This window comes from Frigoribacterium sp. RIT-PI-h (genome assembly GCF_001297205.1).
Classification (GTDB): Bacteria; Actinomycetota; Actinomycetes; order Actinomycetales; family Microbacteriaceae; genus Frigoribacterium.
This window is the reverse complement of record NZ_LHOZ01000082.1, coordinates 1-22,175: the sequence shown is the minus strand read 5'-3', so window position 1 is coordinate 22,175 and position 22,175 is coordinate 1. Positions and strand designations below refer to the sequence as shown.

Below are 22,175 nucleotides of genomic sequence, written 5' to 3'. Positions count from 1 at the left end.
CGCGCCTCCTCGTCCCCGACGGTGGACGCAGGAGGCGCGGGTCGCGTCATCACGTCGGTGCCCCCACCTAAGATGGTCCCCATGCCCGCCGGCGACTCCTTCTTCATCGCAACGCCCATCTTCTACGTCAACGACGTGCCGCACATCGGTCACGCCTACCCCGAGGTCGCAGCCGACGTGCTCGCCCGGTGGCACCGTCAGCGGGGCGACGACGCCTGGCTGCTGACCGGGACCGACGAGCACGGTCAGAAGATCCTGCGCACCGCCACGAGCCACGGCGTCACGCCACAGCAGTGGGCCGACAAGCTCGTCACCGAGGCCTGGAAGCCCCTGCTGCAGACGGTCGACATCGCCAACGACGACTTCATCCGCACCACCGACGCCCGCCACGAGGCCGGCGTCCAGAAGTTCCTGCAGAAGCTCTACGACGACGGCTTCATCTACCAGGGCGAGTTCGAGGGCTTCTACTGCGTCGGCTGCGAAGAGTACAAGCAGCCGAGCGACCTCGTGCCCGGCACCGGTGCCTACGAGGGCGAGCAGGTCTGCGCGATCCACAGCATCCCGGTCGAGGTGCTGCAAGAGAGCAACTACTTCTTCCGCATGAGCGACTTCGAGCAGCGACTGCTCGACCTCTACGAGTCCCAGCCCGACTTCGTGCAGCCCGACTCGGTGCGCAACGAGGTCGTCTCGTTCGTCAAGCAGGGTCTGCGCGACCTCTCGATCTCGCGACAGAGCTTCGACTGGGGCGTCAAGGTGCCCTGGGACGAGAAGCACGTCGTCTACGTGTGGTTCGACGCCCTGCTCAACTACGTCACGGCGATCGGCTACGGCGTCGACGACGACGAGTTCCAGCGGCGCTGGCCGGCGGTGCAGCTCGTCGGGAAAGACATCGTGCGGTTCCACGCCGTCATCTGGCCCGCCATGCTCATGGCCGCCGGGCTGCCGGTGCCCAAGAACGTCTTCGGTCACGGCTGGTTGCTGGTCGGCGGCGAGAAGATGTCGAAGTCGAAGCTCACGGGCATCGCTCCGCAGCAGATCACCGACGTCTTCGGGGCCGACGCGTTCCGCTACTACTTCATGCGCGCCATCACCTTCGGCCAGGACGGCAACTTCAGCTGGGAAGACATCGCGGCCCGCTACCAGGCCGAGTTGGCCAACGGGTTCGGCAACCTCGCCTCGCGCGTCGTGGCCATGATCACCCGGTACTTCGACGGCACCGTTCCCGTCGCCGGCGACCTGACCGAGGCCGACCTCGCCGTGCGCGAGACCGAGCTGCGCGTCACGGCCGAGGCCGATGCGGCGATCGACCGCTTCGCGATCAACGAGGCGTTGGCCTCGATCTGGCAGCTCGTCGACCAGCTGAACGGCTACATCACCGAGCAAGAGCCCTGGGCCATCGCGAAAGACGAGTCGCAGCGCGACCGTCTCGCGACCGTCCTCGCCACCGCCCTGCGGGGCCTGGGCACCCTCACCGTGCTGCTGTCGCCGTTCATCCCGACGGCCACGCACACCCTGTGGCAGTCGATCGGGCAGGGCGCGCTGACCAGTCAGCCCGTCGACCGGGCGGCCGAGTGGTCCAGCGCTCCCGAGGTCCAGCCGCTCGCCGCCGGGCTCTTCCCCCGCATCGAACAGCCCGAGCCCGCGGCATGAGCGACGACACGGCAGGTGGCGTCGTGGCCGGTGGCGGCGCGACCGGCGGCGGCACGCCTACCGCAGACCCGGCGACGCACGTCCGGCACCGCTCGTCGGGTGCCGACGGGCAGAAGCGCGATCTGACCTACCCCGCGCCTCCTCAGCCGCTCGTCGTGCCGGTCTACGACAACCACACGCACCTCGAGATCGCCGACGGCGTCGGAGACGACGGCGACGGCCCCCTGGACTACCGCGAGCACCTCGACCGGGCCTCGGCCGTCGGCGTGCGAGGTGTCGTGCAGGTCGGCACCGACCTCGAGACGTCCCGCTGGTCGGCCGAGATCGCCAGCCGCGAGCCCCGGGTGCTCGCCGCCGTCGCGATCCACCCCAACGAAGCACCGGCCCTGGCCGCCGCGGGCACCCTCGACGACGCGCTGGCCGAGCTCGACGGGCTCGCCGCCCGACCGCGCGTGCGTGCGGTCGGCGAGACCGGCCTCGACTTCTTCCGCACCGGTGACGACGGTCGCGCGGCCCAGCTCGAGGCCTTCCGCGGCCACATCGAGATCGCCAAGCGCCACGGCCTGGCCCTGCAGATCCACGACCGCGACGCCCACGACGACGTGGTCGACCTGCTGCTCGAGGTGGGCGCTCCCGAACGCACCGTGTTCCACTGCTTCAGCGGCGGGCCCGAGCTGGCGAGCATCCTCGCCGAGAACGGCTGGTACGCGTCCTTCGCCGGCACGGTGACGTTCAAGAACGCCCAGCCCCTGCGTGACGCGCTCGTGCAGCTGCCGCGCAACCTGATCATGGTCGAGACCGACGCGCCCTACCTGACGCCGGTGCCCTACCGCGGCCGCCCCAACGCGCCGTACCTGATCCCCTTCACGCTGCGGTCGATGGCCGAGACGATCGGCACCGACGTGTCGATGCTGGCCGCCCAGATCTCGTCGACGACCGAGCTGGTCTACGGCACCTGGGACAGCGAGCCCGTGACGGTCGAGGGCTGATGTCGCGCGCCCCCCTGCTCGGCCCCGCCGAGATCCGCGACCTCGCCGACCTGCTGGGCGTGCAGCCGACCAAGAAGCTCGGGCAGAACTTCGTCCACGACGCCAACACCGTGCGTCGCATCGTCGCCGCGTCGGGCGTCTCGGCCGGCATGACGGTCGTCGAGATCGGCCCCGGGCTCGGCTCGCTCACCCTGGGCCTGCTCGAGGCGGGCGCCAAGGTGGTGGCCGTCGAGATCGACAAGCGCCTCGCCGAACAGTTGCCGAAGACCGTCGCGCAGCTGCAGCCGGCGGCCGACCTCACCGTCGTGGTCGACGACGCCCTGCGCGTGACGACCCTGCCCGACGAACCCACCCACCTCGTGGCGAACCTGCCGTACAACGTCAGCGTGCCGGTGCTGCTGCACTTCCTCGAGCACTTCGGCGGGCTCGAGCACGGGCTCGTCATGGTGCAGTCCGAGGTCGGTCTGCGTCTCGCCGCCGAGCCCGGCTCGAAGGTCTACGGCGGCCCGAGCATCAAGGCCGCGTGGTACGGCGAGTTCCGCGCCGCGGGCCAGGTCAGCCGGCAGGTGTTCTGGCCGGTGCCCAACGTCGACAGCATCCTCGTCGCCTTCGACCGCAAGCCGGCCCGGGGCAGCGACCTCGAGCGTCGGGCGACGTTCGCCCTCGTCGACGCCGCGTTCCAGCAGCGTCGGAAGATGCTGCGCCAGTCGCTGTCGTCCCTCTACGGCTCGTCCGCCGCGGCGTCCGAGGCTCTCGAGCGGGCCGGCCTCGCTCCGACGCAGCGGGGCGAGCAGCTCACCGTCGACGACTTCCTCGCCGTGGCCCGGGTCAGTGACGTCGACGCCCTCGCCGGTGCGTCCGTCGCCGCCGTGCTGCACTCCGACGAGGGTGAGGCCGGCTGAGCCGTGCCCCGACGCAGGAACGGCTCCGGCGGCGGGCCCTCCGGTACGGGCGGGGGCGAGCGTGAGCGCGGCGAGCAGCGGCTCAGCGACGCCCGGCTCGGGTCGGGCACCGGGCGCGGTGCGGCGGAGTGGTTCGCACGGCTCGACGCCGCGGGGGCGACGCGACTGTCCCACGAGCAGATCTCGCGCCTCCTGGTCGACGAGTTCGAGGTCGTGCCGTGGTGGGCCGAGGGCATCACGGTGCGTTACGAGCAAGAACGCGGCATCGAGCCGCCGGGGCGCCAGCCCGACGGCAGCTACGCGGTCACCGTCGGACGCAGCCTGCGGGGCGGACCGCTCGCCCTGTTCGACCTCGCCGTCGGCCGGTTCGCCCGGTGCGCCGGGGGCCCGCCCGAGGTCGGCGCCCGGGCCGCGACGCGCCCGACCGCCGACTGGACCCTCGCGCACGGGGACACCCTGCGCCTCCAGGTGGTGTCGACCGGCGGTCCGAAGGGCTCGGTGTCGTTGACGCAGGGCGGTCTGCGCCTGCCCGAACGGGTCCAGCCCGTGAAAGAGGGGTTGACGCGGGCGTTCGACGTCATGGGTGATCGCCAGAACTGACTAGGTTGGACGCATGACGTCCGTGGCCGCCCCGACCGTGGTCCACACGCGTGCGCCGGGCAAGATCAACGTCTTCCTCGCCGTCGGCGATCTGCAGGACGACGGGTACCACGACCTCGCGACCGCCTACCAGGCCGTGTCCCTCTACGAAGACGTGCGCGCGCGGCACGCCGACGGCTTCACGGTCAGCGTCACGGGCGGCCCGTCGATCGACGTGTCGGGCGTGCCGACCGACGAGTCCAACCTGGCGATCAAGGCCGCGCGCCTGCTGGCCGAGACGACCGGCTACGCCGGAGGCGTCGCACTGACCGTCGACAAGGCCGTGCCGGTGGCCGGCGGCATGGGGGGCGGTTCGGCCGACGCGGCCGCGACGCTGCTCGCCTGCGACACCCTGTGGGGCACCGGCGTGGGCCGCGACGAACTGCTGCGGCTCTCGGCCCGGCTCGGCGCCGACGTCCCGTTCGCCTTCGCCGGCGGCACCGCGATCGGCACCGGCCGCGGCGACGAACTCAGCCCGGCCCTGGCGAAGGGACAGTTCCAGTGGGTGCTGGCCGTCGCCGACGTCGGCCTCTCGACGCCCCGCGTCTACGACGAACTCGACGCCCACCGGCTGCGGCACCAAGGCGAGATCCGGTCGGTGCGGCACCCCGTCGTCGACGCCGGCGTCCTGCAGGCCCTCCGCGCGGGTGACCCGGGCATGCTCGCGGACGCCATGCACAACGACCTCCAGGCGCCCGCCCTGCACCTCCAGCCGGGCCTGGCCGACGTCCTCGAGCTCGGCGAGGGCAACGGTGCCCTGGCAGGCATCGTGTCGGGTTCCGGCCCGACCGTCGCGTTCCTCGCGCCCGACCTCGACGGCGCCCTCGAACTGCAGATCGCCTTGAGCGCCGCCCGCCTCACGGTGGTGCGCGCCACGGGCCCCGTGCACGGCGCCCGCGTCGTCACCGACTGACTCCGTCGCCGCAGGCCCTGAGACCCCAGGAAGTCACCGAGACCCCTGTGCGCGCAGAGGGGTCTCGGCGCATTCCTGGGGTCCCGGTGACTCGCAGGGCTCAGCGCTCGTACTTGAGCACGTTGGTGCGGGTGAGGTGCCACTCGTCGGCGACGTGGAAGCCCTTCGCGGCGAGGTCGGCGGTGACGCGGGGGCGCCAGTCCTGCTTGTCGCTCGTGATCAGCCAGACGACGTCGAGGTCGTCGGTGCGGTCGATGACGTCTTCGAGCGGGTGCTGGACCTCCCACAGGCCGCCGGTCTCGGCCGCGGGGGTCTCTAGCGTGAAGTCGGACATGCCCTCGAACGCCGCGGGGTAGGTGTTCTCGATGATGCGCGACGTCGCCTTGGGGTGCCGACGCACGGGGCCGAACACGACGCCCTCGGTCGTACCGGCGGGCTCGAGGGCGCGCTGTCCGGCGACGAGGTCGGCCACCTGGTTCCAGGCGGCGGAGTCCTTCGCCTCGGGCTGTCGTTGACGCTCCCAGGTCGGAGCGGTGAGCACCAGGGCGAGCAGCAGCACGAGCGCGACGACCCGCCGCCAGGGGATGGCGGCCACCGCGACGGCCATCATGATCGCGACGGCCGGGGTGCCGAAGGTCAGGTAGCGCGGCGAGTAGAGCGGCTCGGTCACGAGCGAGACGCCCACGAGACCGACGGTGGGGACGATCATCCACGGCAGGACGACCTCGGCGAGGCCCCGGGCGCGGGGCACGAGACCGGCGGCCACGACGACCAGGCCGGCGGCGACCAGCATCCAGCCGAAGACGGCGAAACGGGCGTTCTGGTAGAACCACTGCGTCGTCAACACCTGGTGGATCGTGGCGAAGCTCGGTCGGTCGAGCCAGCCGCCCTGGCCGCTCTGCTCGGACGTGAAGTACACGACGGGCAGGCTCGCGAGACCGGCGACGGCCGCACCGGCGAACCAGCCGAGGAACGAGCCGCGCGCGCCGTGCGGTCCGCCGACGAGCGGGGCGGGGTCCGCCGCGTCAGTCGACCCCGCCACCGACCCGGAGGAGGCGCGGAGGCGGCGCTCCCGTCGCCACTGCACCAGCAGGGTGACGCCGTGCCCCGCCACGACGAAGGCGACGTACAGGAAGAACAGCACCGAGACGACGGCGAGCACGGCGTAGGCGACCCACCAGCGCACCGCCGACGCCCGGGGGCGGGTCTCGCCCACCTGGGCCGTGCGACGCGAGGCGGTGACGAGCACGAGGGTCAGGGCGACGGCGAACACCGCCGAGAAGGCGGACGACGGCCCGCGCCGCCCACCCGGGTCACGCGGGGGGGCGGGCAGAACAGCCGGCCCGCCACGACGGACGTCCGGCGGTCGGCGAGGGTGCGCGCCAGCACGACCGTGAGCGCGGCCGCGAGCCCCGTGACGAGCGTGCTGGGAACCCGGAGCGAGATCGGCGAGTACGGGAAGACGTCGAACCACAGGTGCATGAACGCGTAGTAGGTGGCGTGCACCAGGGCGACGGTCTGGACCATCTGCCAGAGCTGGCCCCAGCTGCGGGTCGCCGAGATGACCGTCGCCGCCTCGTCGTACCAGACCGAGGGCACCCAGAGGAAGGCTCCCGAGATCACGGCGGCCAGCAGGCCGATCAGCAGGGCGTCGAGGTGACGCCAGTGCCGGAGGCGCGCGAGGGTCGTGCCCCGACCGGTGTCGGACGTCGTGGGTACAGTGGGCGCGGTCGATCGACCGTCGGCCGGATGCAGGAGGTTCGTCATGTCGTCTCTTCCCCCTCTCGGCGGATCTCGCGCGCGACACGGTGGTGACGCGCCCGGGGCGGCCGTGCGCGACGGTGGCGTGCACGGTGCCGACGTGCGCGACGGGGGACGCGGGGGCGCCCCCGCCGAGGGCGAACGCTACTCGCGAAGCGTGCGCCTGCCGGGGTTCGGTCTGGGCTCCCAGGGGCGTCTGGCGACGTCGAGGGTGCTGGTGGTCGGGGCCGGCGGGCTGGGCGCGCCGGTCATCCAATATCTCGCAGCCTCGGGTGTGGGAACCCTGGGAATCGTCGACGACGATGCCGTCGACCTGTCGAACCTACAACGCCAGGTGCTGTTCCGACCCGACCAGCTGGGCTTCCCGAAGGCCCGCGCCGCCGCCGACTGGGTGCGGGCCGCGAATCCCGACGTGACCGTCGTCGCCCACCCGTTCCGCCTGAGCGAACGCACCGCCGACCTGCTCGACGACTACGACGTCGTGGTCGACGGCAGCGACTCGTTCGACACCTGCTACCTCGTGGCCGACGCCGCGGCCGCTCGCGGCCTGCCGGTCGTCCGGGGCAGCGCCACCCGCTGGGACGGCCAGTTCAGCGTCTTCTGGGACGACGCCCCCGACGGCCGGGCGGTCGACTACCGCGACCTCCACCCCGCCCCGCCCGCCTCGGGCTGGGACGAGTCCTGCGCCGACGTCGGCGTGCTGGGGCCGCTGTGCGGCACGGTGGGCACGGGCATGGCCAGCGAGGTCGTGAAGCTGCTGACCGGACTCGGCGAGCCGCTGCTCGGCCGGGTCGTGACCGTCGACGCCCTGGGCGGCACCTGGCGTGAGAGCCGGCTGGCCCGTGCCCCGCACCGCGTCGAGGCCCGGGCCACGGTGAACGACGCGCGCCGCGCCTCCTCGTCCTCGGTCCCGGGGGCGCAGGCGACCACCGCCGACACACCGGTGCGTGGTCGCAGCGTCGGCCCCGACGTCGACGCCGACGAGCTGACGACCCTGCTCGGGGCACGCGCGACCGGCGACACCGATTTCACCCTGCTCGACGTGCGCGAGGTCGACGAGCACGACTTCGCCCACATCGCGGGTGACGTGCAGGCTCCCGGGTACGGCACGCGCACCCGGCAGCGGCCCGAACTCGACCCGGCGCAGCGGGTGGTCGTCTACTGCGCCCGAGGGCCGCGGGCCCGAGCCGCGGCCGACCTGCTGGCGGGCGACGGCTTCGACGTGTCGGTGCTGCACGGGGGCATGCTCGGGTGGCAGCTCGCGCAGGGGGCGCCCGCGCGACCGTAGGCGGGCGGTGCTCAGCCGCCGGCGAAGGGCGGCATGACGTCGATCACCGTGCCGTCGGGCACGAGCTGCTCGCGGTCCCGCGTCGTCAGTCCGTCGACGAGGAACGAGCAGCGCAGCAGGACGTCGCGGAAGTCCGCGGCCGACACGCCCTCGACCGGGCGGACCTCGGTCAGCAGGCGTCCGATGGTCGGGCGTTCGCCCGCGGGCACCTCGACGCGCTGATCGTCGCGGCCCACGGCGGTGCGGGCGGCCGCGAAGAAGCGCAGGGTCGCCGAGACGGAGGCCGAAGCGGCTTCGCCGACGGTGGGGGCGGGGTTCGTGGTCGTCATCTCAGCCTCCGATGGCACTCATGGTGCGTTTGGGTTGCACGAAGTCCGGGTCGTCGATGCCGTGGCCCGAGGGCTTGGCCCACATGGCACCGCGCCAGGCGTCGGCCAGTTCGAGGTCGCTCGCCCCGCTGCGCAGCAGGTCGCGCAGGCCGGTCTCGCCGCCGCTGAAGAGGCAGCTGCGGATGCCGCCCTCGGCGGTCATGCGGGTGCGTCGGCAGTCGGCGCAGAACGGCTCGCTGACCGACGCGATGATCCCGACCCGACCCGTCAACCCGGCGTCGTCACCGCGACCGACGGCGTCGAACAGCTCGGCGGGGGCACCGTCGCGCGGGACGGCGGCGGGGCTCAGGGCGAACCGGGTGGCGATCAGCGAATGGATGTCCCGCGAGGTGACGAACGAGGCGCGGTCCCAGCTGCGGTCGGCGTCCAACGGCATCTGCTCGATGAAGCGCAGCTCGTGGCCGCCGCGCAGCGCCCAGGCGAGCAGGTCGGGGGCCTCGTGGTCGTTGATGCCGGGCAGCAGCACCGCGTTGATCTTGACCGGGGTGAGGCCGGCCGCGGCCGCGGCGTCGACCCCGGCGAGCACCTTGTCGAGGAAGGGGCGACGCGAGACCTTCATGAACGTCTCGGCGTGCAGCGAGTCGAGCGACACGTTGACCCGGTCGAGCCCGGCGTCGGCGAGGGCCTGCGCGCGGTGCGCCAGGCCGATCGCGTTCGTGGTCAGCGAGACCTCGGGTCGCGGCTCGATCGCGGCGACCCGCCGCACGATGTCGATCAGGTCGGCACGCAGCAGGGGCTCGCCGCCGGTGAACCGCACCTGCCGGATGCCGAGGTCACGCACGCCGATGCCGACCAGGCGCACGATCTCGTCGGCGTCCAGCGCCTGCTCACGGGGGAGCGCCGGCAGGCCCTCGGCCGGCATGCAGTAGGTGCAGCGCAGGTTGCACTTGTCGGTCAGCGAGACCCGTAGGTCGGTCGCGGTCCGACCGAAGCGGTCGAGCAGTCCCGGTGCCACGTCGTTCGTCGGCCGCGGGGGCAGCAGGGCGTCGGCGGAGGCCCGGCCGGGCATGGTGGGCAGTCCGAGCGAGACGGTCATCCGTCGAGGTTAAGCCCGCGGGGCCGAACGCGCGGTGTCCGGGGGAGGAGACCCGCGCCTCCGTTCGCCCTCCGGCGCACGACGACCGGCGTCGCAGGCTCGATCACCGCCGTCCGTCACACGCGCGCGTCCGCGCATTCGGAACTAGGCTCACCTCCATGACGCAGATACGGATCAAGGACGCTGCGGCGTTCCTCGGCGTGAGCGACGACACGGTGCGTCGCTGGATCGACCTCGGACTGCTCGAGAGCGTGAAGGACGACGCCGGGCGCGGCGTGGTCGACGGCCTCGCGCTCGCGACGCTCGCCCGGAAGAACGCCGTCCTGCCCGCCGACCCGTCCGAGGTGGGGCGCTCGGCACGCAACCGCCTGGTGGGCGTCGTCACCGAGATCACGGCCGACCGGGTCATGGCCCAGGTCGAGCTGCAGTGCGGACCGCACCGCATCGTCTCGCTGATGAGCAGCGAGGCCGTCCGCGAGCTGGGCCTCGAGCCCGGCTCGGTGGCCATCGCCGTCGTGAAGGCCACGACGGTCATCATCGAGACCCCCGGCGGGAAGGCCTGACCCGTGGGAAGAACCCGCTCGAACGTCACGACGCTCGCCGGAACCCTCGCCGGAACCCTCGCGGTGGCGACGGCCCTCGCCCTGACGGGTTGCTCGGGTGCGACCGTCGACCCGGCGACCAGCGCGACCCCGACGGCCTCCGGCTCGGCCCTCGAGGGGTCGATCACGGTCTACGCCGCCGCCTCGCTCACGACCACGTTCACCGAACTGGCCGACGAGTTCGAGAAGGCCCACCCCGGCACGACCGTCGAGCTGACCTTCGCGGGCTCGTCCGATCTCGTCACGCAGATCACCGAGGGTGCCCCCGCGGACGTCTTCGCCTCGGCCGACGAGGAGAACATGGCGACGTTGACCGACGCCGGACTCGTCGACCCGTCGGCACCCGAGGACTTCGCCACGAACGTCCTCACGATCGCGGTGCCGTCGTCGAACCCGGCCGGCGTCACCGACTTCGCCGACCTCGCGAAGCCCGACGTGAAGACCGTGATCTGCGCCGCCCAGGTGCCGTGCGGGGCAGCGACGGCGACGGTCGAGAAGGCGACCGGCGTGACGATCTCGCCGGTCAGCGAGGAGTCCTCGGTCACCGACGTGCTCGGCAAGGTCACCTCGGGCGAGGCCGACGCCGGGCTGGTCTACGTCACCGACGTCGAGGCCGCCGGTGACAGCGTGCAGGGCATCGACTTCCCCGAGGCCGACCAGGCCGTCAACACGTACCCGATCGCCCCCGTGGCCGACACGGCGAACCCGGCGGTGGCCGAGGCGTTCGTCGCCTTCGTCACCGGCGAGGTCGGGCAGGGCGTGCTGCAGGACGCCGGCTTCGGCGCACCGTGACGTCGGCCCCGTGACATCTCGTCCCCGGTCGCCCCGGCCCGGAGCGACCCCACCCGAGGCCACCCGACGCGTCCTCCGTCGACGTCGCCGGGCGTACGCGAGCGTCCCGGCGTGGGTCGCGGTCGTCGCGGCGCTCGGTGCCGCCTTCGTGCTGCTGCCCCTGGTCGCCATGGTGTCGAGGGTCGACTGGGCCGAGTTCGTGCCGCTGGTCACGTCCGAGTCGTCGGTCGACGCGTTCTGGCTCAGCCTGCGCACCTCGGTCGCGGCGACCCTGATCTGCGTCGTGCTGGGCGTCCCGATGGCCGTCGTGCTGGCCCGTACCAAGTTCCGGGGCCAGAAGGTGCTGCGGTCGCTCGTGCTGCTGCCGTTGGTGCTCCCGCCCGTCGTCGGGGGCATCGCGTTGCTCTACACCTTCGGGCGCCGTGGCCTGCTGGGTCAGACCTTCGACGCTCTCGGCGTGACCATCGCGTTCTCGACCACGGCGGTCGTGCTGGCCCAGACCTTCGTCGCCCTGCCCTTCCTGGTGCTGAGCCTCGAGGGTGCCCTCCGCACGGTGGGCACGCGCTACGAGGCCGTCGCGTCCACCCTCGGGGCCCGGCCCACGACCGTGCTGCGGCGGGTCACCCTGCCGCTCGTGCTGCCCGCCCTCGTCTCGGGAGCCGTGCTGTCGTTCGCCCGGGCCCTCGGCGAGTTCGGGGCGACGCTGACCTTCGCCGGGTCGCTGCAGGGCGTCACGCGCACCCTGCCGCTCGAGATCTACCTGCAACGCGAGACCGACCCCGACGCCGCCGTGGCGCTGTCGCTCGTGCTCGTCCTCGTGGCGGTCGTCGTCGTCGCCCTCGCGCACCAGGCCGGCCAGTCGTCCGGTGTCGCCTCGAGGAGGCGCGGGTCGCGACGCTCGAGTTCGCGGCGGTCGTCGAGGACCGCGGCTTCGACGTCGAGTTCCCCGTCGGCGAGGGCGGGACGGTGGCCGTCCTCGGCCCGAACGGTGCGGGCAAGTCGACGCTGCTGGCGTTGATCGCGGGCCTGCTGCGACCCGACCACGGCACGGCCCGGCTGGGTGACCGCCTGCTCTTCGACGTCGACGGGCGAGGACGCGGGCCTGCGCTGCGCCCGCACGAGCGTGGCGTCTCGATGCTCGCCCAGGACGCCCTGCTCTTCCCGCCCCTCAGCGCCCTCGACAACGTCGCGTTCGGCCCGCGCAGTGCCGGCGTGCCGCGCCGCGAGTCCACCCGTCGCGCAGCCGACTGGCTGGCCCGGGGCGACCCCCCGGCGCCCGCCGACCGGCGGCCGGCGCAGCTCTCGGGTGGCCAGGCGCAGCGCATCCCCCTCGCCCGGGCCCCGGCGGCGGGCCCCGCCCTGCGCCCGCCCGGCGAGCCGATGGCCGCCCTGGACGCGTCGGTCGCGCCCGCCCTGCGACGGACGCTGCGCGACGTCCTGGCCGACCGCACGGCGGTCGTCGTCACGCACGACGTCCTCGACGCCTTCACCCTGGCCGACCGGGTCGTCGTGCTCGCGGCCGGTCGGGTCGTCGACGCCGGCCCCACGCGCGCGGTCCTCGAACGCCCGACCACACCGTTCGCCGCCGGGCTCGCGGGTCTCGACCTGCTGACCGGCACGGCTCACGGGGGAGGCGTCCGGCTCGACGACGGCACCCTGCTGACCGCCCGCTCCGCCGACGCGCTCCCGTCGGGGGCGGCCGCGGCGGTGGCCGTCCGGCCGAGCGCCGCGCGCGGGGCGGCGGGGGCCGCCCCGGGGGCGACCCCGCCCGAGAACGTCCTCGATCTCGTCCTCACCGACCTCGAACCCCGCGGCGACGTCGTCCGCGTCCGGGCCGGCGACGTGTCGGCCGACGTCCCGCCCGGCGTGGTCGCCGGCCTCGACCTCCTCCCGGGCAGCCTCGTCCGGTTCTCGTTCGACGCCGAGGACGCCGTCGCCTACCTGGTCTGAGCGGGGGTCGACAGGGAGCCGGGACGTCTGCGTCCGACGACGCGTCGCACCCGGTCGACGTCGCGCTCGATGCCGTCGAGCAACCGGTCGGTGAACCCGGGCCCGGCCCGCCAGAGCGTCACGAGCAGGATGACCAGCACGGCCGAGGCGAGTGACGCGCGCTGCAGCGCCATGCCCGGCTCGAGCTGGCGGACGAGCAGCGCGAGTGGGATCGCCAACCACTCGACCCGCCCGGTCAGCGCGACGAACGGCACCAGCAGCAGTGCGTACCAGGGGTAGCGCGGGCTGACGGTGACGAGCGTCACGCCGATCATCGCGAGCTGCCCGAGCCACGGGTCGTGTGCCGGGGTCTTCACCCACACGAGCACCGCCGTGACGCCGACGATCAGCACGGCGACCGGTGTCGTCCACGCGTCGGGCAGGAAGGCCGACAGGAACACGAACCGGGAACCGTCCTCGTAGCCCTCTTCGGTCAGGTACCCCGGCAGGTACCCCAGCACCCCCCACCCGGTCATCGCGACGTAGGGCACGTAGAGGACGGCGAAGGTGACGACGGAGGCGCTGATCACCTTCCAGGGCTGCCCACGCAGCAGGGCGGGTGCCGCGATCACCGGGATGAGCTTGGTCGCGATCGCGGCCCCGAGCGCGATGCCGCCGCGGAAGCGCCGACCGGTCGCGACGAGCAACGACGCGGCGACCACGAGCACGGCGCCGAGCAGGTCGACGTGCGAGTTGGTGATCCCCTCGCCGACCACGAGCGGGCACCAACCCCACAACGCCGCCCAGCGCGGGTCGAGACCCCGACGACGCAGCGTCGCCAGCAGGGCGAGGGTCGTCCCCAGCACGAGCACGAAGCCCATGGCCTGCAGCGGGAAGAACCCGGCGTCGGGGCCGACCACGGCCGACACCGCCCAGAAGTACAGCTCGGCCATCGGCGGGTAGATGGTCGGCACGTCGGGCCGGTTGATCAGCGTGCAGACGACGTCGCCGGTCTGGCTGTCGTAGGCACGGTGCACCTGGCGGTCGGGCTCGCCGCAGCGTTCGCCGATCGTGCCGTCGTCGCGCGTGAACGGCGTCGACTCGGGGAAGATCCACGTCGGTCGCAGGTCGCGCAGTTCGCCCGCGTCGGGCGTGTACTCGTAGGGCGAGACGCCGGCGGTCTGCACGATGCCGTCCCAGGCGTAGCGCGCCGGGTCGGTGCTCGTGTTGGGCACGCCGGTCAGGCCCGCACCACCGACCAGGGCCGTGCCCGCGATGACGAGTCCCGTGACGTGTCGCGCGGGCACCCGCCGCAGCAGCACGACCGCCAGGGCGAACAGCGCCCAGCAGACAGCGGTCCAGACGACGAAGTCGGTGCGCAGCTCTTTCATGAGGAACCCGACGTTCACGACGCCCCAGGCGATCGCCCCGGCCAATCCGAGGACGGCAACGGCCGCGAACACAGTACGCACGCCCCCAGTCTGGCCGAATCGGCCCTGGGAGTCCGTCCAAGTCGTGCGCATCGGAGATGATGAGCCACATGAGACGACCTACACCATGAGACGCCTGCTGTACGAGGCGCGCCGCGCGGCCTCGTCACCGAACCGCAACGCCCGGTCGGCGACCGTCTTCGGCCGCCTCCTCGGTGCCGCGTTCGTCGTCTGTCTGCTGACCGGCCTCTACAGCCACTTCCTGCAGGAGCCCCTCGACGGGATGCGGTTCCCGACGAGCCCCGTCTGGCTCTACCAGGTGAGCCAGGGCGTCCACATCACCGCCGGGATCGCCTGCATCCCCCTGCTGCTGGCGAAGCTGCACTCGGTGTTCCCGCAGCTCTTCCAGCACCCGCCGATCAAGCACCCGGTCGACGTGCTCGAGCGGGCCTCCATCGCCCTGTTCGTCGCCGCGACGATCCTGCAGCTCGTCACCGGGCTGCTCAACACGTACCAGTACTACCCGTGGCCCTTCCCGTTCAAGCAGGTGCACTTCGCCCTGTCGTTCGTCATCATCGGCTCGCTCGCGATCCACATCGCGGTGAAGCTGCCGCTGATCACCCGCTACTGGCGGGCGCGCGACAGCTACGACGACGACGGGCGCTTCGTCGGGCCGGCGGCCGAGCTGGGCGAGGCCCGGGCCGCGTTCGTGGCCGAGAGCGAGGCGACCGCCGAGCTCGCCCGCTTCCGTGCGGTGCGCGACGCCGACGGGACGCGACGCGACCGTGACCCGCACGCCGCGCCTCCTGCTCCCGCCCGGGGGCTGACCGGTCGGCTGACGCGCTGGATCGATTCCGCGCACGAGGTCGACCGCGAACCGGGGCGGGCACGCGTGTCACGGCGCGGCTTCTTCACCGCCGCCGGCGTCGCCACCGGGGGAGTCGTCGCGCTCACGGCCGGGCAGTCCTTCGCCCCGTTCTCTCCGCTCAACGCCTTCGCTCCGCGGCAGCGCGGACTCGGTGCGAACGACCTGCCGATCAACCGCACGGCCGCCGCGGCCCAGGTGCTCGAGACGGCCATGGACCCCGACTGGCGGCTCGACGTCGTGGTCGGCGGCGTCGCCACCTCGTTCACGCTCGACACGCTGCGCGGGTTCAACGGGGCGGACGAACGCCTCCCGATCGCCTGCGTCGAGGGCTGGAGCCAGACCGGCGCCTGGCGCGGGGTCCGACTCGTCGACCTGCTGGCCGCGGCGGGGGCCCCGGCCGACCACCGCCTGCGGCTCACCAGCCTCGAGAAGAAGGGGGGCTACCGCGTGACCGAGATGGGCCCCGAGTACGCCTCCGACCCGCGCACCCTCGTCGCGCTCGAGCTGAACGGCGAGCCGCTCAGCATCGACCACGGCTACCCGGCACGCATGATCGCCCCGGGGCGCCCCGGCGTGCTGCAGACCAAGTGGCTCAGCTCGATCGAGGTGCTCTCGTGACCGCGCGCGTCCCCTCGGCCGCGTCGAGCGCAGGAGGCGCGGGCACGTCGCGCGCCGTCCGTGTCGTGCGCGGGGTGCTGATCGCCCTCGGCGTCGCCCTGATCGGCCTCGGCGGCTGGGTGCTCACCGACACGGTCAACCCGAACCGGTACGGCGGGCTGCTGCTCTGGCTGGTCGGATCGGTCGTCGTCCACGACGCCGTGCTCGCCCCCGTCGTGGCCGTCGTCTCGCTGGTCGTGCGACGGACGGGGCGTCGCGTCCGACCCGCGGTCCTCTGGATCGTGCAGGGCGCGGTCGTCGTCGGGGCCGTCTTCTCGCTGATCGTGGTGCCCGAGATCGTCGCGAAGGCGAAGGGCCCGAAGAACGACACGGTGCTGCCGTTCGACTACGGCCTGCGCCTGGCCGTGCTCTGGCTCGTGATCGCGGCGGTGGCAGCCGGTCTCGTGGCGCTCTACCTGGCGCGCAGGCGGCAGAAGGTGCGTCCGTCGACCGACCAGGTCTGAGCGACCCGCAGGCCGGACCGCCCCGCGTGGAGGTGCAGGGCCTCGCGGCCGACCTCGGCCCAGGGGAAGGTCGCGCTGGCGTGACCCTGGTCGTCGACCACGTGGGCCTCGTAGCTGTCGTCGAGCGACGCCTCGGGCGCGGTCTCGACGACGACCGATCCGGTCGTGGTGAGGATCTCGGCACAGCGGGTCAGCAGTGCCGTCGGGTCGCCGCCGATGCCGACGTTGCCGTCGAGCAGCAGGGCGAGGTTCCACTCGCCCTCGCGGGGCAGGGGGTCGAAGGCCGGACCGCCGGCCACGGGCAGGCCGGCCTCGCGGGCCATCGCGACCGCCGTGGGCGAGACGTCCAGGCCGAGCACGGTCAGTCCGCGGTCGACGGCGGCACGCACCATGCGGGCGGGCCCGCAGCCGATGTCGAGCACCGGGCCGGTCTCGTCGTCGAGGGTCGTGAGGTCGGCGGCGTCGGCGTCGGCGCTCCAGCGCGCGACGTCGAACGCGTCGTCGGTGTCGCCCGGGGCCGGAGGCGACGCCGGGGGTCCGGCACCGCCGGTCACGCGGACGAGTTGCAGGAGTCCCTCGTGACGCAGGGCGCGCGCGTACGGCTCTGCACCTCCTGATCCGAAGGTGGCGGGTCGGTCGGGGGCGATGGTCACGAGGTAACCCCTTCTGTGGCGGGGCCGGTCGTGCGGGCGACGCCGTGCGTGGTGGTGGAGGTGGCCTCGGCGTGCCGCAGGGCGGCCGCGAACCGGCTGTCGGGTGCGGTGGCCGCGACCAGGCGGGCGTCGTCGATGGTGTCGACGTCGACGAGTTCGGGCAGCGTGCGCGCGCTGAGGCCGGGGTCGGCGAGCCGGCGGGGCTGGTGGGCGCCCGTGTCGTCCCGCGACATCGGCACGCCGCGCAGCAGGTCGCCGGTCGGTCGGGCGAGACCCAGGGCCCAGAAGCCGCCGTCGTTCGCCGGCCCGAACCAGGCGTCGACGTCGTCGCTCCACGCGTCGAAGACGGGGGCGCGGGCCTCGACCGGCACCTGGGGGGTGTCCATGCCGATCAGCACGGTCTTCCCGTCGACCTCGTCGAAGAGGGCGCCGAGGCGTGCGTCGAGGTCGCCACCGATCTGAGGGATCACATCGAAGTCTTCGGAGCCGACGGGCCTACGGTTGCCGTCGAACAGCAACACGCGCCGGGTGGCCGGCAGGCGGCGGACCACGTCGAGGGTGTCCTGGATGGCGGCGGCGGCCACGTCGGCGGCCTGCTCGAGGCTGAGCGGGGGGTGCAGGCGCGTCTTGACCTTGCCCGGGATCGTCTCTTTCGCGATCACCACGAGGGTCGTCATCGGCCGACCTCCCGCAGCAGTCGGGACATGTCCTTGATCGCGACGGACGTGCCGCGGATGGTGCCGGTCACCTTGCTGCGGCCGACCCGTGGCGAGTAGGGGGCGTCCTGCTCGACGATCCGCCAGCCGGCTTCGCTGGCGCGCAGCACCATCTCGAGCGGGTAGCCGCTGCGGCGGTCCTTCAGGTCGAGGTCGAGCAGCGCCCGGCGTCGGGCGACGCGCATCGGGCCGAGGTCGTGCAGGTCGACGCCGCTGGCACGCCGCATGAGGTGTGAGAGCGCGAGGTTGGCGAGGCGGGCGTGCACCGGCCAGGCGCCACGGGTGGTCGGGCGTCGACGACCGAGGACGAGATCGGCGTCACCGGCCATCACGGGAGCGGCGAGGGCGACGAGGTCGGCGGGGTCCATCGAGGCGTCGGCGTCGCAGAACGCGACGGAGGCGGCCGGGGCGGCCTCGAGACCGGCGGGGGCGGCGCTGCCGAAGCCGCGCCGCGCCTCCTGCACGACGGTCGCGCCGTGCTCGGCGGCGACGCGGGCGGAGTCGTCGGTCGAGCCGTTGTCGACGACGATCGCGTGCCAGCCCTCGGGCAGGCGGCCCAACACCCAGGGCAACGCACCCTCTTCGTCGAGACAGGGAAGCACGACGTCTACTCGGGGGCTGCTCATCCTCTCGACTGTACGGACGCGTTCCCATGAAGGTGATGGGAGCGGGCGGCCCGCGCCCCGAACGGGGGGAGTGCTGTCATTCTGCTAGCATCAGCGACAGGAGGTGGTCCCGATGGCGACGTTGACGGTGCGAGGTCTCGACCCCGAGGTGATCGAGGGGCTGAAGGCCCTCAGCTCGAGCCACGGGCGGTCGATGGAGGCCGAGGTGCGACTGATGGTGACGCGACTCGCCCAGGGGGTCGAGGGGCCGGTCGTCAGTCCGGCTCCGGCGGCCGCCGGCACGGCACCGACGGCCGAGAACTGGGTCCACGCGTTCCGTCGCCGGTTGGCCGAGAAGGGCTCCTACCTCGACGACGAGTTCGTCGAGGGGCTCGAGCGCGATCGGCGGGCGCAGGCCCCGGCGAGATCGGTCGACTTCGGATGATCGTCGTCGACACGAACGTGGTGTCCGAACTCGCCCGTCCTCGTCCCTGCCCCGAGGTGCTGAGCTGGTTCGAGCGGCAACCCCTCGACGGTCTCTACCTCAGCGTCGTGACCGGCGCCGAGATGCTGGCCGGGCTCCTGGCCATGCCCGAGGGGCACCGCCGTGACCGCGTCGAGGACTGCGTGATCGACATCCTCGAGCACCAGTTCGACGGTCGGGTGTTGGCGTTCGACGCGCATGCCGCGATCGAGTACGCGACGGTGCTCCTGCGGCGTCGGACCGCCGGCCGCCCGATCGCGACGGCCGACGCCATGATCGCGGCACACGCCCTCGTGGGCGGCGCCGCCCTCGCCACGCGCAACACGAAGGATTTCGAGGGCCTCGGTCTCGAGCTCGTCGACCCCTGGGCCGGGTGACCGCGAGGTGGCCGACTTCGCCTAGCGGACGACCGCCGCGCGCAACGGTGCCGTGGCGAACTCACGCATGCCCTGCTCGAAGGTCACGCTCGGCCGCCAACCCAGCTCGCCCTGCAACCGGGCAGACGAGGCCGTGACGTGCCGCACGTCTCCCGCGCGGTACTCGCCCGTGACGACGGGCATCGGTCCGCCGGCCTCGCGAGCCAGGGCCTCGGCCATCTCGCCGATCGTGTGCACCGTGCCGCTGCCGACGTTGAACGCGCGGAACGTGTCGGTCGGCTGGTCGGCCGTCCACTCGAGGGCCGCGAGGTTGGCGGAGGCGATGTCACGGACGTGGACGAAGTCGCGACGCTGGGCGCCGTCCTCGAACACGCGCGGTGCCTCGCCGCGTTCGAGGGCCGAGCGGAAGAGCGAGGCCACGCCGGCGTAGGGCGTGTTCTGAGGCATGCCCGGACCGTAGACGTTGTGGTAGCGGAGGGCGGCGGCCCGACCTCCGGTGCTGCGCGCCCACGAGGTCGACAGGTGTTCCTGGGTCAGCTTCGTGATGGCGTAGACGTTGCGGGGGTCGAGCGGGGCCTCTTCGCCGATCAGCTGCGGCTCGAGCAGCTCGCCCGCCTCGTCACGCGGGTCGAAGACGCCCGCGTCGAGGTCGGCGATGCGGCGGGGTGCGGGTCGCTCGGTCGCGCCGGACGAGGGGCGGTAGCTGCCCTCGCCGGAGACGACCAGCGACGAGGCGACGACGAGACGGGCGACGCCGGCGCGGTCCATCGCGGCGAGCACGACGGCCGTGCCGAGCTCGTTCGACGAGACGTAGTCGGGGGCGTCCTGGAAGTCCACCCCGAGGCCGACCTTGGCCGCCTGATGGCAGACCGCGTCGACGCCCACGAGTGCCCGGTCGACGGTCTCGGCGTCGCGCACGTCACCGTGCACGAAGTCGACGCGCGGGTCGACCGTCGGCTCGCCGCCGTGTACGTCGGGCCGCAGCGAGTCGAGCACGCGCACCCGCCAGCCGCGGTCGAGCGCGAGGTCGACGATCGCCGACCCGATGAAGCCGGCACCGCCGGTGACGAGCAGCAGGCCCGGACCGTCGGTGGACGTAGTGGACGCAGCGGACGCAGCGGACGAGGAGGCGCGGGTCGCGGGCACAGCGCGGCCTTCCGACCCGAGACGGGCCGCGAGAGCACCTCGGCCACCGCCTCGGGCGGCATCAGCTCGCGGGGGGAGTAGTCGTCGGGCAGCGCGGGGCCGATCGACTGGAGGGCGGCGACGCTGCGCGGGGGGGCGGCGGCGAGCCGTTCGAAGACGAGCGAGGCGCTCACGGCGTCGGCGTCGGGCGCGTCGCCCTCGGCCGGGGCCAGACCGGCGTCGCTGTCGGTCACGTACGAGATGTTGACGGCTCCCATGCCGAGCTCGAGGGTGAGGGGGATCTCGGGGTACATCGTCATGTTGACCGTGTGCGCCCCCGCGGCCCGGAACCAGAGCGACTCGGCCCGGGGCGAGAACCGCGGCCCCTGGATCACGACGCAGGTGCCGGTCGGGGCGAACGGCACGCCCTGTGCCTCGAGGGCCTCGATCGCGGCGGCCCGCAACACGGGGTCGAACGGGTCGGCGGCGATCAGGTGCTGCACGTGGCCCTCGACGTCGAAGAACGTGTCGCGTCGTCCCCAGGTGCGGTCGATGAACTGGTCGGTGACGACCATGGTGCCCGGGGCGACGTCGGGGCTGACCCCGCCGACCGCCGACGACGACACGACGGCCTTGGCTCCGAGCGACGCGAGCGCCCACACGTTGGCCCGGTAGTCGATCAGGTGCGGCGCGACCGCGTGGCCCGCGCCGTGCCGGGTCAGGCACGCCACGCGCTGGCCGCCCCGCCGCCCGCTCGTCCCCCCGCTCGCGGCCGGGCCGTAGGGCGTCCCGACGCCGGGCCGGGTCGCCCCGCCCTCGGCGAAGAGCGAGTACAGCCCCGATCCGCCGATGACGGCGACGTCGACGGGCGGCGGCCCCGAGGAGGCGCGGGTGGGCTGGGGGACGTCGGTCTCGGTCGCGGGGTCGGTCACCCCCGATACGCTACTGACCATCGCCCGAGAGGAACCGCGTGCGCACCATCGAGACCCACCTCGCCGAGGTCACGGCAGTCGTCGAGGCCGCCGTGCGGGCCCGGCCGGTCGACGCGCTCGTCGTCAGCCCCGAGGCGCTCGCCTCGCGCTCCGACCGGTCCCGCGACCGGGTGCTCGCCGCCGACGTCGTCGCCCCGATCGACCGGCCGCCCTTCGCCAACTCGCAGATGGACGGCTACGCCGTCTCGACCGCCGGGCTCGACCCGGCCGGTCCCACGACCCTGCAGGTCGCGGCGCGCATCCCCGCCGGGCGGGCCGCCCCCGACCTCGGCGCCGGCCCCGCCGCCCCGTGAAGGCCCGGCGCCGCCGCCCCCGCCGGCGCGGACGCGATCGTGCCCATCGAGAAGGTCTCGCCCGGCGCGTTCCCCCCCGTCGGGGTCGACGCCGTCGTCGAGGTGCCGACCGGCATCACCGCCGGGGCCTTCGTCCGGGCCGCGGGCAGCGACGTCGCCGCGGGTTCCGTGCTGTTCGCGGCCGGGACGCGACTGACCCCCGCCCGGTGGGGCGTGCTCGCCGCCTCCGGGATCGACGCGGTCGAGGTACGGAGCCGCCCGCGCCGCCTGCTGGTGTCCACCGGCGAAGAGCTCGCCGCACCCGGTGCCCCGCTCGGGCCCGGCCAGATCCACGACGCGAACGGCGTCGCACTGGCCGCGGCGCTCGCCGAGGTCGGCGTGATCGTCACGACCGCCCGGGTGACCGACGACGCGGCCGCCCTCGTCGCCGTCGTCGCCCGCCACGCCGCCGAGGTCGACCTCGTGCTGACGAGCGGCGGGGTCAGCGCGGGGGCCTACGAGGTCGTCCGCGACGCCTTCGAGGGCTCGGGCGTCACCTTCGGCTCGGTCGCGATGCAACCCGGCGGTCCGCAGGGCTGGGGCACCGTCCGGGTGCACGACCGCGAGCTGCCCCGCGCGCGG

Annotated in this window: 24 protein-coding genes and 2 pseudogenes; 16 read left to right on the top strand and 10 right to left on the bottom strand. The window is 73.4% G+C overall.

The window, feature by feature from the left end; genetic code table 11:
* Window positions 1-81 precede the first annotated feature (81 nt).
* From metG to AEQ27_RS12220, 5 genes are read left to right on the top strand one after another with little or no spacing between them, the layout of a single operon-like run.
* The gene (gene metG / locus AEQ27_RS12240; RefSeq protein ID WP_054146991.1) at window positions 82-1,650 is read left to right on the top strand and encodes a methionine--tRNA ligase; all 1,569 of its coding nucleotides are present in this window, start codon (window positions 82-84) and stop codon (window positions 1,648-1,650) included.
* Window positions 1,647-2,639, top strand: coding sequence for a TatD family hydrolase (locus tag AEQ27_RS12235; RefSeq protein ID WP_082383489.1), 993 nt, complete (start codon window positions 1,647-1,649; stop codon window positions 2,637-2,639). Before metG ends, AEQ27_RS12235 begins: the two co-directional genes overlap by 4 nt.
* A complete protein-coding gene (gene rsmA, locus AEQ27_RS12230; protein ID WP_054146907.1) occupies window positions 2,639-3,541 on the top strand; it encodes a 16S rRNA (adenine(1518)-N(6)/adenine(1519)-N(6))-dimethyltransferase RsmA in 903 nt (300 codons plus the stop codon). The genes AEQ27_RS12235 and rsmA overlap by 1 nt, the downstream gene beginning before the upstream one ends.
* 3 nt (window positions 3,542-3,544) lie before the next feature.
* The gene (locus AEQ27_RS12225; RefSeq protein WP_054146906.1) at window positions 3,545-4,141 is read left to right on the top strand and encodes a hypothetical protein; all 597 of its coding nucleotides are present in this window, start codon (window positions 3,545-3,547) and stop codon (window positions 4,139-4,141) included.
* 13 nt (window positions 4,142-4,154) lie between these two features.
* The gene (locus tag AEQ27_RS12220; protein ID WP_054146905.1) at window positions 4,155-5,093 is read left to right on the top strand and encodes a 4-(cytidine 5'-diphospho)-2-C-methyl-D-erythritol kinase; all 939 of its coding nucleotides are present in this window, start codon (window positions 4,155-4,157) and stop codon (window positions 5,091-5,093) included.
* A 100-nt stretch (window positions 5,094-5,193) separates the two neighbouring features.
* Here AEQ27_RS12220 and AEQ27_RS12215 read toward each other — a convergent pair whose 3' ends face one another.
* Window positions 5,194-6,366 (bottom strand): hypothetical protein, encoded by a 1,173-nt coding sequence (locus AEQ27_RS12215; protein WP_082383488.1) that lies wholly within the window; start codon window positions 6,364-6,366, stop codon window positions 5,194-5,196.
* On the bottom strand, window positions 6,348-6,860 hold the full coding sequence (locus tag AEQ27_RS16690) for a hypothetical protein (protein WP_082383487.1): 513 nt from the start codon (window positions 6,858-6,860) through the stop codon (window positions 6,348-6,350). Before AEQ27_RS16690 ends, AEQ27_RS12215 begins: the two co-directional genes overlap by 19 nt.
* On the opposite strand from AEQ27_RS16690, the gene AEQ27_RS12210 reads away from it, so the two are divergent.
* Window positions 6,859-8,142, top strand: coding sequence for a ThiF family adenylyltransferase (locus AEQ27_RS12210; protein WP_082383486.1), 1,284 nt, complete (start codon window positions 6,859-6,861; stop codon window positions 8,140-8,142). The genes AEQ27_RS16690 and AEQ27_RS12210 overlap by 2 nt on opposite strands.
* Before the next feature lie 11 nt (window positions 8,143-8,153).
* Here the strand turns inward: AEQ27_RS12210 and AEQ27_RS12205 are convergent, their stop codons facing one another.
* Both AEQ27_RS12205 and moaA read right to left on the bottom strand, forming a co-directional pair.
* Window positions 8,154-8,471 (bottom strand): MoaD/ThiS family protein, encoded by a 318-nt coding sequence (locus AEQ27_RS12205; protein WP_054146903.1) that lies wholly within the window; start codon window positions 8,469-8,471, stop codon window positions 8,154-8,156.
* A gap of 1 nt (window position 8,472) precedes the next feature.
* Window positions 8,473-9,567, bottom strand: a complete 1,095-nt coding sequence (gene moaA, locus AEQ27_RS12200; RefSeq protein ID WP_369813644.1) for a GTP 3',8-cyclase MoaA — start codon at window positions 9,565-9,567, stop codon at window positions 8,473-8,475.
* Window positions 9,568-9,725: 158 nt separating this feature from the next.
* On the opposite strand from moaA, the gene AEQ27_RS12195 reads away from it, so the two are divergent.
* From AEQ27_RS12195 to AEQ27_RS12180, 4 genes are read left to right on the top strand one after another with little or no spacing between them, the layout of a single operon-like run.
* The gene (locus tag AEQ27_RS12195; RefSeq protein WP_043593466.1) at window positions 9,726-10,130 is read left to right on the top strand and encodes a molybdopterin-binding protein; all 405 of its coding nucleotides are present in this window, start codon (window positions 9,726-9,728) and stop codon (window positions 10,128-10,130) included.
* 3 nt (window positions 10,131-10,133) lie between these two features.
* Window positions 10,134-10,961 (top strand): molybdate ABC transporter substrate-binding protein, encoded by an 828-nt coding sequence (gene modA / locus AEQ27_RS12190; protein WP_054146902.1) that lies wholly within the window; start codon window positions 10,134-10,136, stop codon window positions 10,959-10,961.
* A 10-nt stretch (window positions 10,962-10,971) separates the two neighbouring features.
* Complete coding sequence (locus AEQ27_RS12185) at window positions 10,972-11,979, top strand: ABC transporter permease (RefSeq protein WP_082383485.1); 1,008 nt, start codon at window positions 10,972-10,974, stop codon at window positions 11,977-11,979.
* The gene (locus AEQ27_RS12180; RefSeq protein ID WP_082383484.1) at window positions 11,928-12,911 is read left to right on the top strand and encodes a sulfate/molybdate ABC transporter ATP-binding protein; all 984 of its coding nucleotides are present in this window, start codon (window positions 11,928-11,930) and stop codon (window positions 12,909-12,911) included. Before AEQ27_RS12185 ends, AEQ27_RS12180 begins: the two co-directional genes overlap by 52 nt.
* On the opposite strand, the gene AEQ27_RS12175 is transcribed toward AEQ27_RS12180, so the two are convergent.
* On the bottom strand, window positions 12,899-14,362 hold the full coding sequence (locus AEQ27_RS12175; protein ID WP_161805538.1) for a glycosyltransferase 87 family protein: 1,464 nt from the start codon (window positions 14,360-14,362) through the stop codon (window positions 12,899-12,901). The genes AEQ27_RS12180 and AEQ27_RS12175 overlap by 13 nt on opposite strands.
* A gap of 85 nt (window positions 14,363-14,447) precedes the next feature.
* Between AEQ27_RS12175 and AEQ27_RS12170 the strand changes: the two genes are divergently transcribed.
* Window positions 14,448-15,806: a molybdopterin-dependent oxidoreductase gene (locus AEQ27_RS12170; RefSeq protein ID WP_054146900.1), complete on the top strand. Its 1,359-nt coding sequence runs from the start codon at window positions 14,448-14,450 to the stop codon at window positions 15,804-15,806.
* Window positions 15,803-16,309, top strand: a complete 507-nt coding sequence (locus AEQ27_RS12165) for a hypothetical protein (RefSeq protein WP_054146899.1) — start codon at window positions 15,803-15,805, stop codon at window positions 16,307-16,309. The genes AEQ27_RS12170 and AEQ27_RS12165 overlap by 4 nt, the downstream gene beginning before the upstream one ends.
* Here AEQ27_RS12165 and AEQ27_RS17385 read toward each other — a convergent pair.
* The 3 genes from AEQ27_RS17385 to AEQ27_RS12150 are packed head-to-tail and all read right to left on the bottom strand — an operon-like array spanning window position 16,258 to window position 18,304.
* A complete protein-coding gene (locus AEQ27_RS17385) occupies window positions 16,258-16,962 on the bottom strand; it encodes a bifunctional 2-polyprenyl-6-hydroxyphenol methylase/3-demethylubiquinol 3-O-methyltransferase UbiG (RefSeq protein WP_152970342.1) in 705 nt (234 codons plus the stop codon). The two genes, AEQ27_RS12165 and AEQ27_RS17385, sit on opposite strands and share 52 nt — an antisense overlap.
* The gene (locus AEQ27_RS12155) at window positions 16,959-17,639 is read right to left on the bottom strand and encodes a DUF2064 domain-containing protein (RefSeq protein WP_054146898.1); all 681 of its coding nucleotides are present in this window, start codon (window positions 17,637-17,639) and stop codon (window positions 16,959-16,961) included. Before AEQ27_RS12155 ends, AEQ27_RS17385 begins: the two co-directional genes overlap by 4 nt.
* Window positions 17,636-18,304 (bottom strand): glycosyltransferase family 2 protein, encoded by a 669-nt coding sequence (locus AEQ27_RS12150; protein ID WP_054146897.1) that lies wholly within the window; start codon window positions 18,302-18,304, stop codon window positions 17,636-17,638. The genes AEQ27_RS12155 and AEQ27_RS12150 overlap by 4 nt, the downstream gene beginning before the upstream one ends.
* A gap of 112 nt (window positions 18,305-18,416) precedes the next feature.
* Between AEQ27_RS12150 and AEQ27_RS12145 the strand changes: the two genes are divergently transcribed.
* Together AEQ27_RS12145 and AEQ27_RS12140 are read left to right on the top strand one after the other, a co-directional pair.
* Window positions 18,417-18,728 (top strand): hypothetical protein, encoded by a 312-nt coding sequence (locus AEQ27_RS12145; RefSeq protein ID WP_054146896.1) that lies wholly within the window; start codon window positions 18,417-18,419, stop codon window positions 18,726-18,728.
* Entirely contained in the window at window positions 18,725-19,144 is a 420-nt protein-coding gene (locus tag AEQ27_RS12140) for a type II toxin-antitoxin system VapC family toxin (protein ID WP_054146895.1), read from the top strand. The genes AEQ27_RS12145 and AEQ27_RS12140 overlap by 4 nt, the downstream gene beginning before the upstream one ends.
* Before the next feature lie 21 nt (window positions 19,145-19,165).
* On the opposite strand, the gene AEQ27_RS12135 is transcribed toward AEQ27_RS12140, so the two are convergent.
* Both AEQ27_RS12135 and AEQ27_RS16675 read right to left on the bottom strand, forming a co-directional pair.
* Window positions 19,166-20,221 carry an NAD-dependent epimerase/dehydratase family protein gene (locus tag AEQ27_RS12135; protein WP_054146987.1) on the bottom strand — a complete coding sequence of 352 codons (1,056 nt, stop codon included), beginning with the start codon at window positions 20,219-20,221 and terminating at the stop codon, window positions 19,166-19,168.
* Window positions 20,222-20,529: 308 nt separating this feature from the next.
* Window positions 20,530-21,222 (bottom strand): annotated as a pseudogene (locus tag AEQ27_RS16675) (MTAP family purine nucleoside phosphorylase); the annotation flags it as partial.
* A gap of 17 nt (window positions 21,223-21,239) precedes the next feature.
* On the opposite strand from AEQ27_RS16675, the pseudogene AEQ27_RS18785 reads away from it, so the two are divergent.
* Together AEQ27_RS18785 and AEQ27_RS18550 are read left to right on the top strand one after the other, a co-directional pair.
* Window positions 21,240-21,773: pseudogene (locus tag AEQ27_RS18785) on the top strand (molybdopterin molybdenumtransferase MoeA); the annotation flags it as partial.
* Window positions 21,768-22,175 (top strand): molybdopterin-binding protein (locus AEQ27_RS18550; protein ID WP_369813652.1); only part of this gene is annotated, 408 nt, incomplete at its 3' end. The pseudogene AEQ27_RS18785 and the gene AEQ27_RS18550, both read left to right, overlap by 6 nt.

Excerpts from the sequence above, each read along its gene's own strand:
- AEQ27_RS12155 (WP_054146898.1), bottom strand. The coding sequence starts at position 17,639 with ATGACGACCCTCGTGGTGATCGCGAAAGAGACGATCCCGGGCAAGGTC.
- AEQ27_RS12170 (WP_054146900.1), top strand. The coding sequence starts at position 14,448 with ATGAGACGCCTGCTGTACGAGGCGCGCCGCGCGGCCTCGTCACCGAAC.
- AEQ27_RS12150 (WP_054146897.1), bottom strand. The coding sequence starts at position 18,304 with ATGAGCAGCCCCCGAGTAGACGTCGTGCTTCCCTGTCTCGACGAAGAG.
- AEQ27_RS12210 (WP_082383486.1), top strand. The coding sequence starts at position 6,859 with ATGTCGTCTCTTCCCCCTCTCGGCGGATCTCGCGCGCGACACGGTGGT.
- AEQ27_RS12235 (WP_082383489.1), top strand. The coding sequence starts at position 1,647 with ATGAGCGACGACACGGCAGGTGGCGTCGTGGCCGGTGGCGGCGCGACC.
- AEQ27_RS12145 (WP_054146896.1), top strand. The coding sequence starts at position 18,417 with ATGGCGACGTTGACGGTGCGAGGTCTCGACCCCGAGGTGATCGAGGGG.
- moaA (WP_369813644.1), bottom strand. The coding sequence starts at position 9,567 with ATGACCGTCTCGCTCGGACTGCCCACCATGCCCGGCCGGGCCTCCGCC.
- rsmA (WP_054146907.1), top strand. The coding sequence starts at position 2,639 with ATGTCGCGCGCCCCCCTGCTCGGCCCCGCCGAGATCCGCGACCTCGCC.
- AEQ27_RS16690 (WP_082383487.1), bottom strand. The coding sequence starts at position 6,860 with ATGACGAACCTCCTGCATCCGGCCGACGGTCGATCGACCGCGCCCACT.
- AEQ27_RS12140 (WP_054146895.1), top strand. The coding sequence starts at position 18,725 with ATGATCGTCGTCGACACGAACGTGGTGTCCGAACTCGCCCGTCCTCGT.
- AEQ27_RS12205 (WP_054146903.1), bottom strand. The coding sequence starts at position 8,471 with ATGACGACCACGAACCCCGCCCCCACCGTCGGCGAAGCCGCTTCGGCC.
- AEQ27_RS12220 (WP_054146905.1), top strand. The coding sequence starts at position 4,155 with ATGACGTCCGTGGCCGCCCCGACCGTGGTCCACACGCGTGCGCCGGGC.
- AEQ27_RS12195 (WP_043593466.1), top strand. The coding sequence starts at position 9,726 with ATGACGCAGATACGGATCAAGGACGCTGCGGCGTTCCTCGGCGTGAGC.
- metG (WP_054146991.1), top strand. The coding sequence starts at position 82 with ATGCCCGCCGGCGACTCCTTCTTCATCGCAACGCCCATCTTCTACGTC.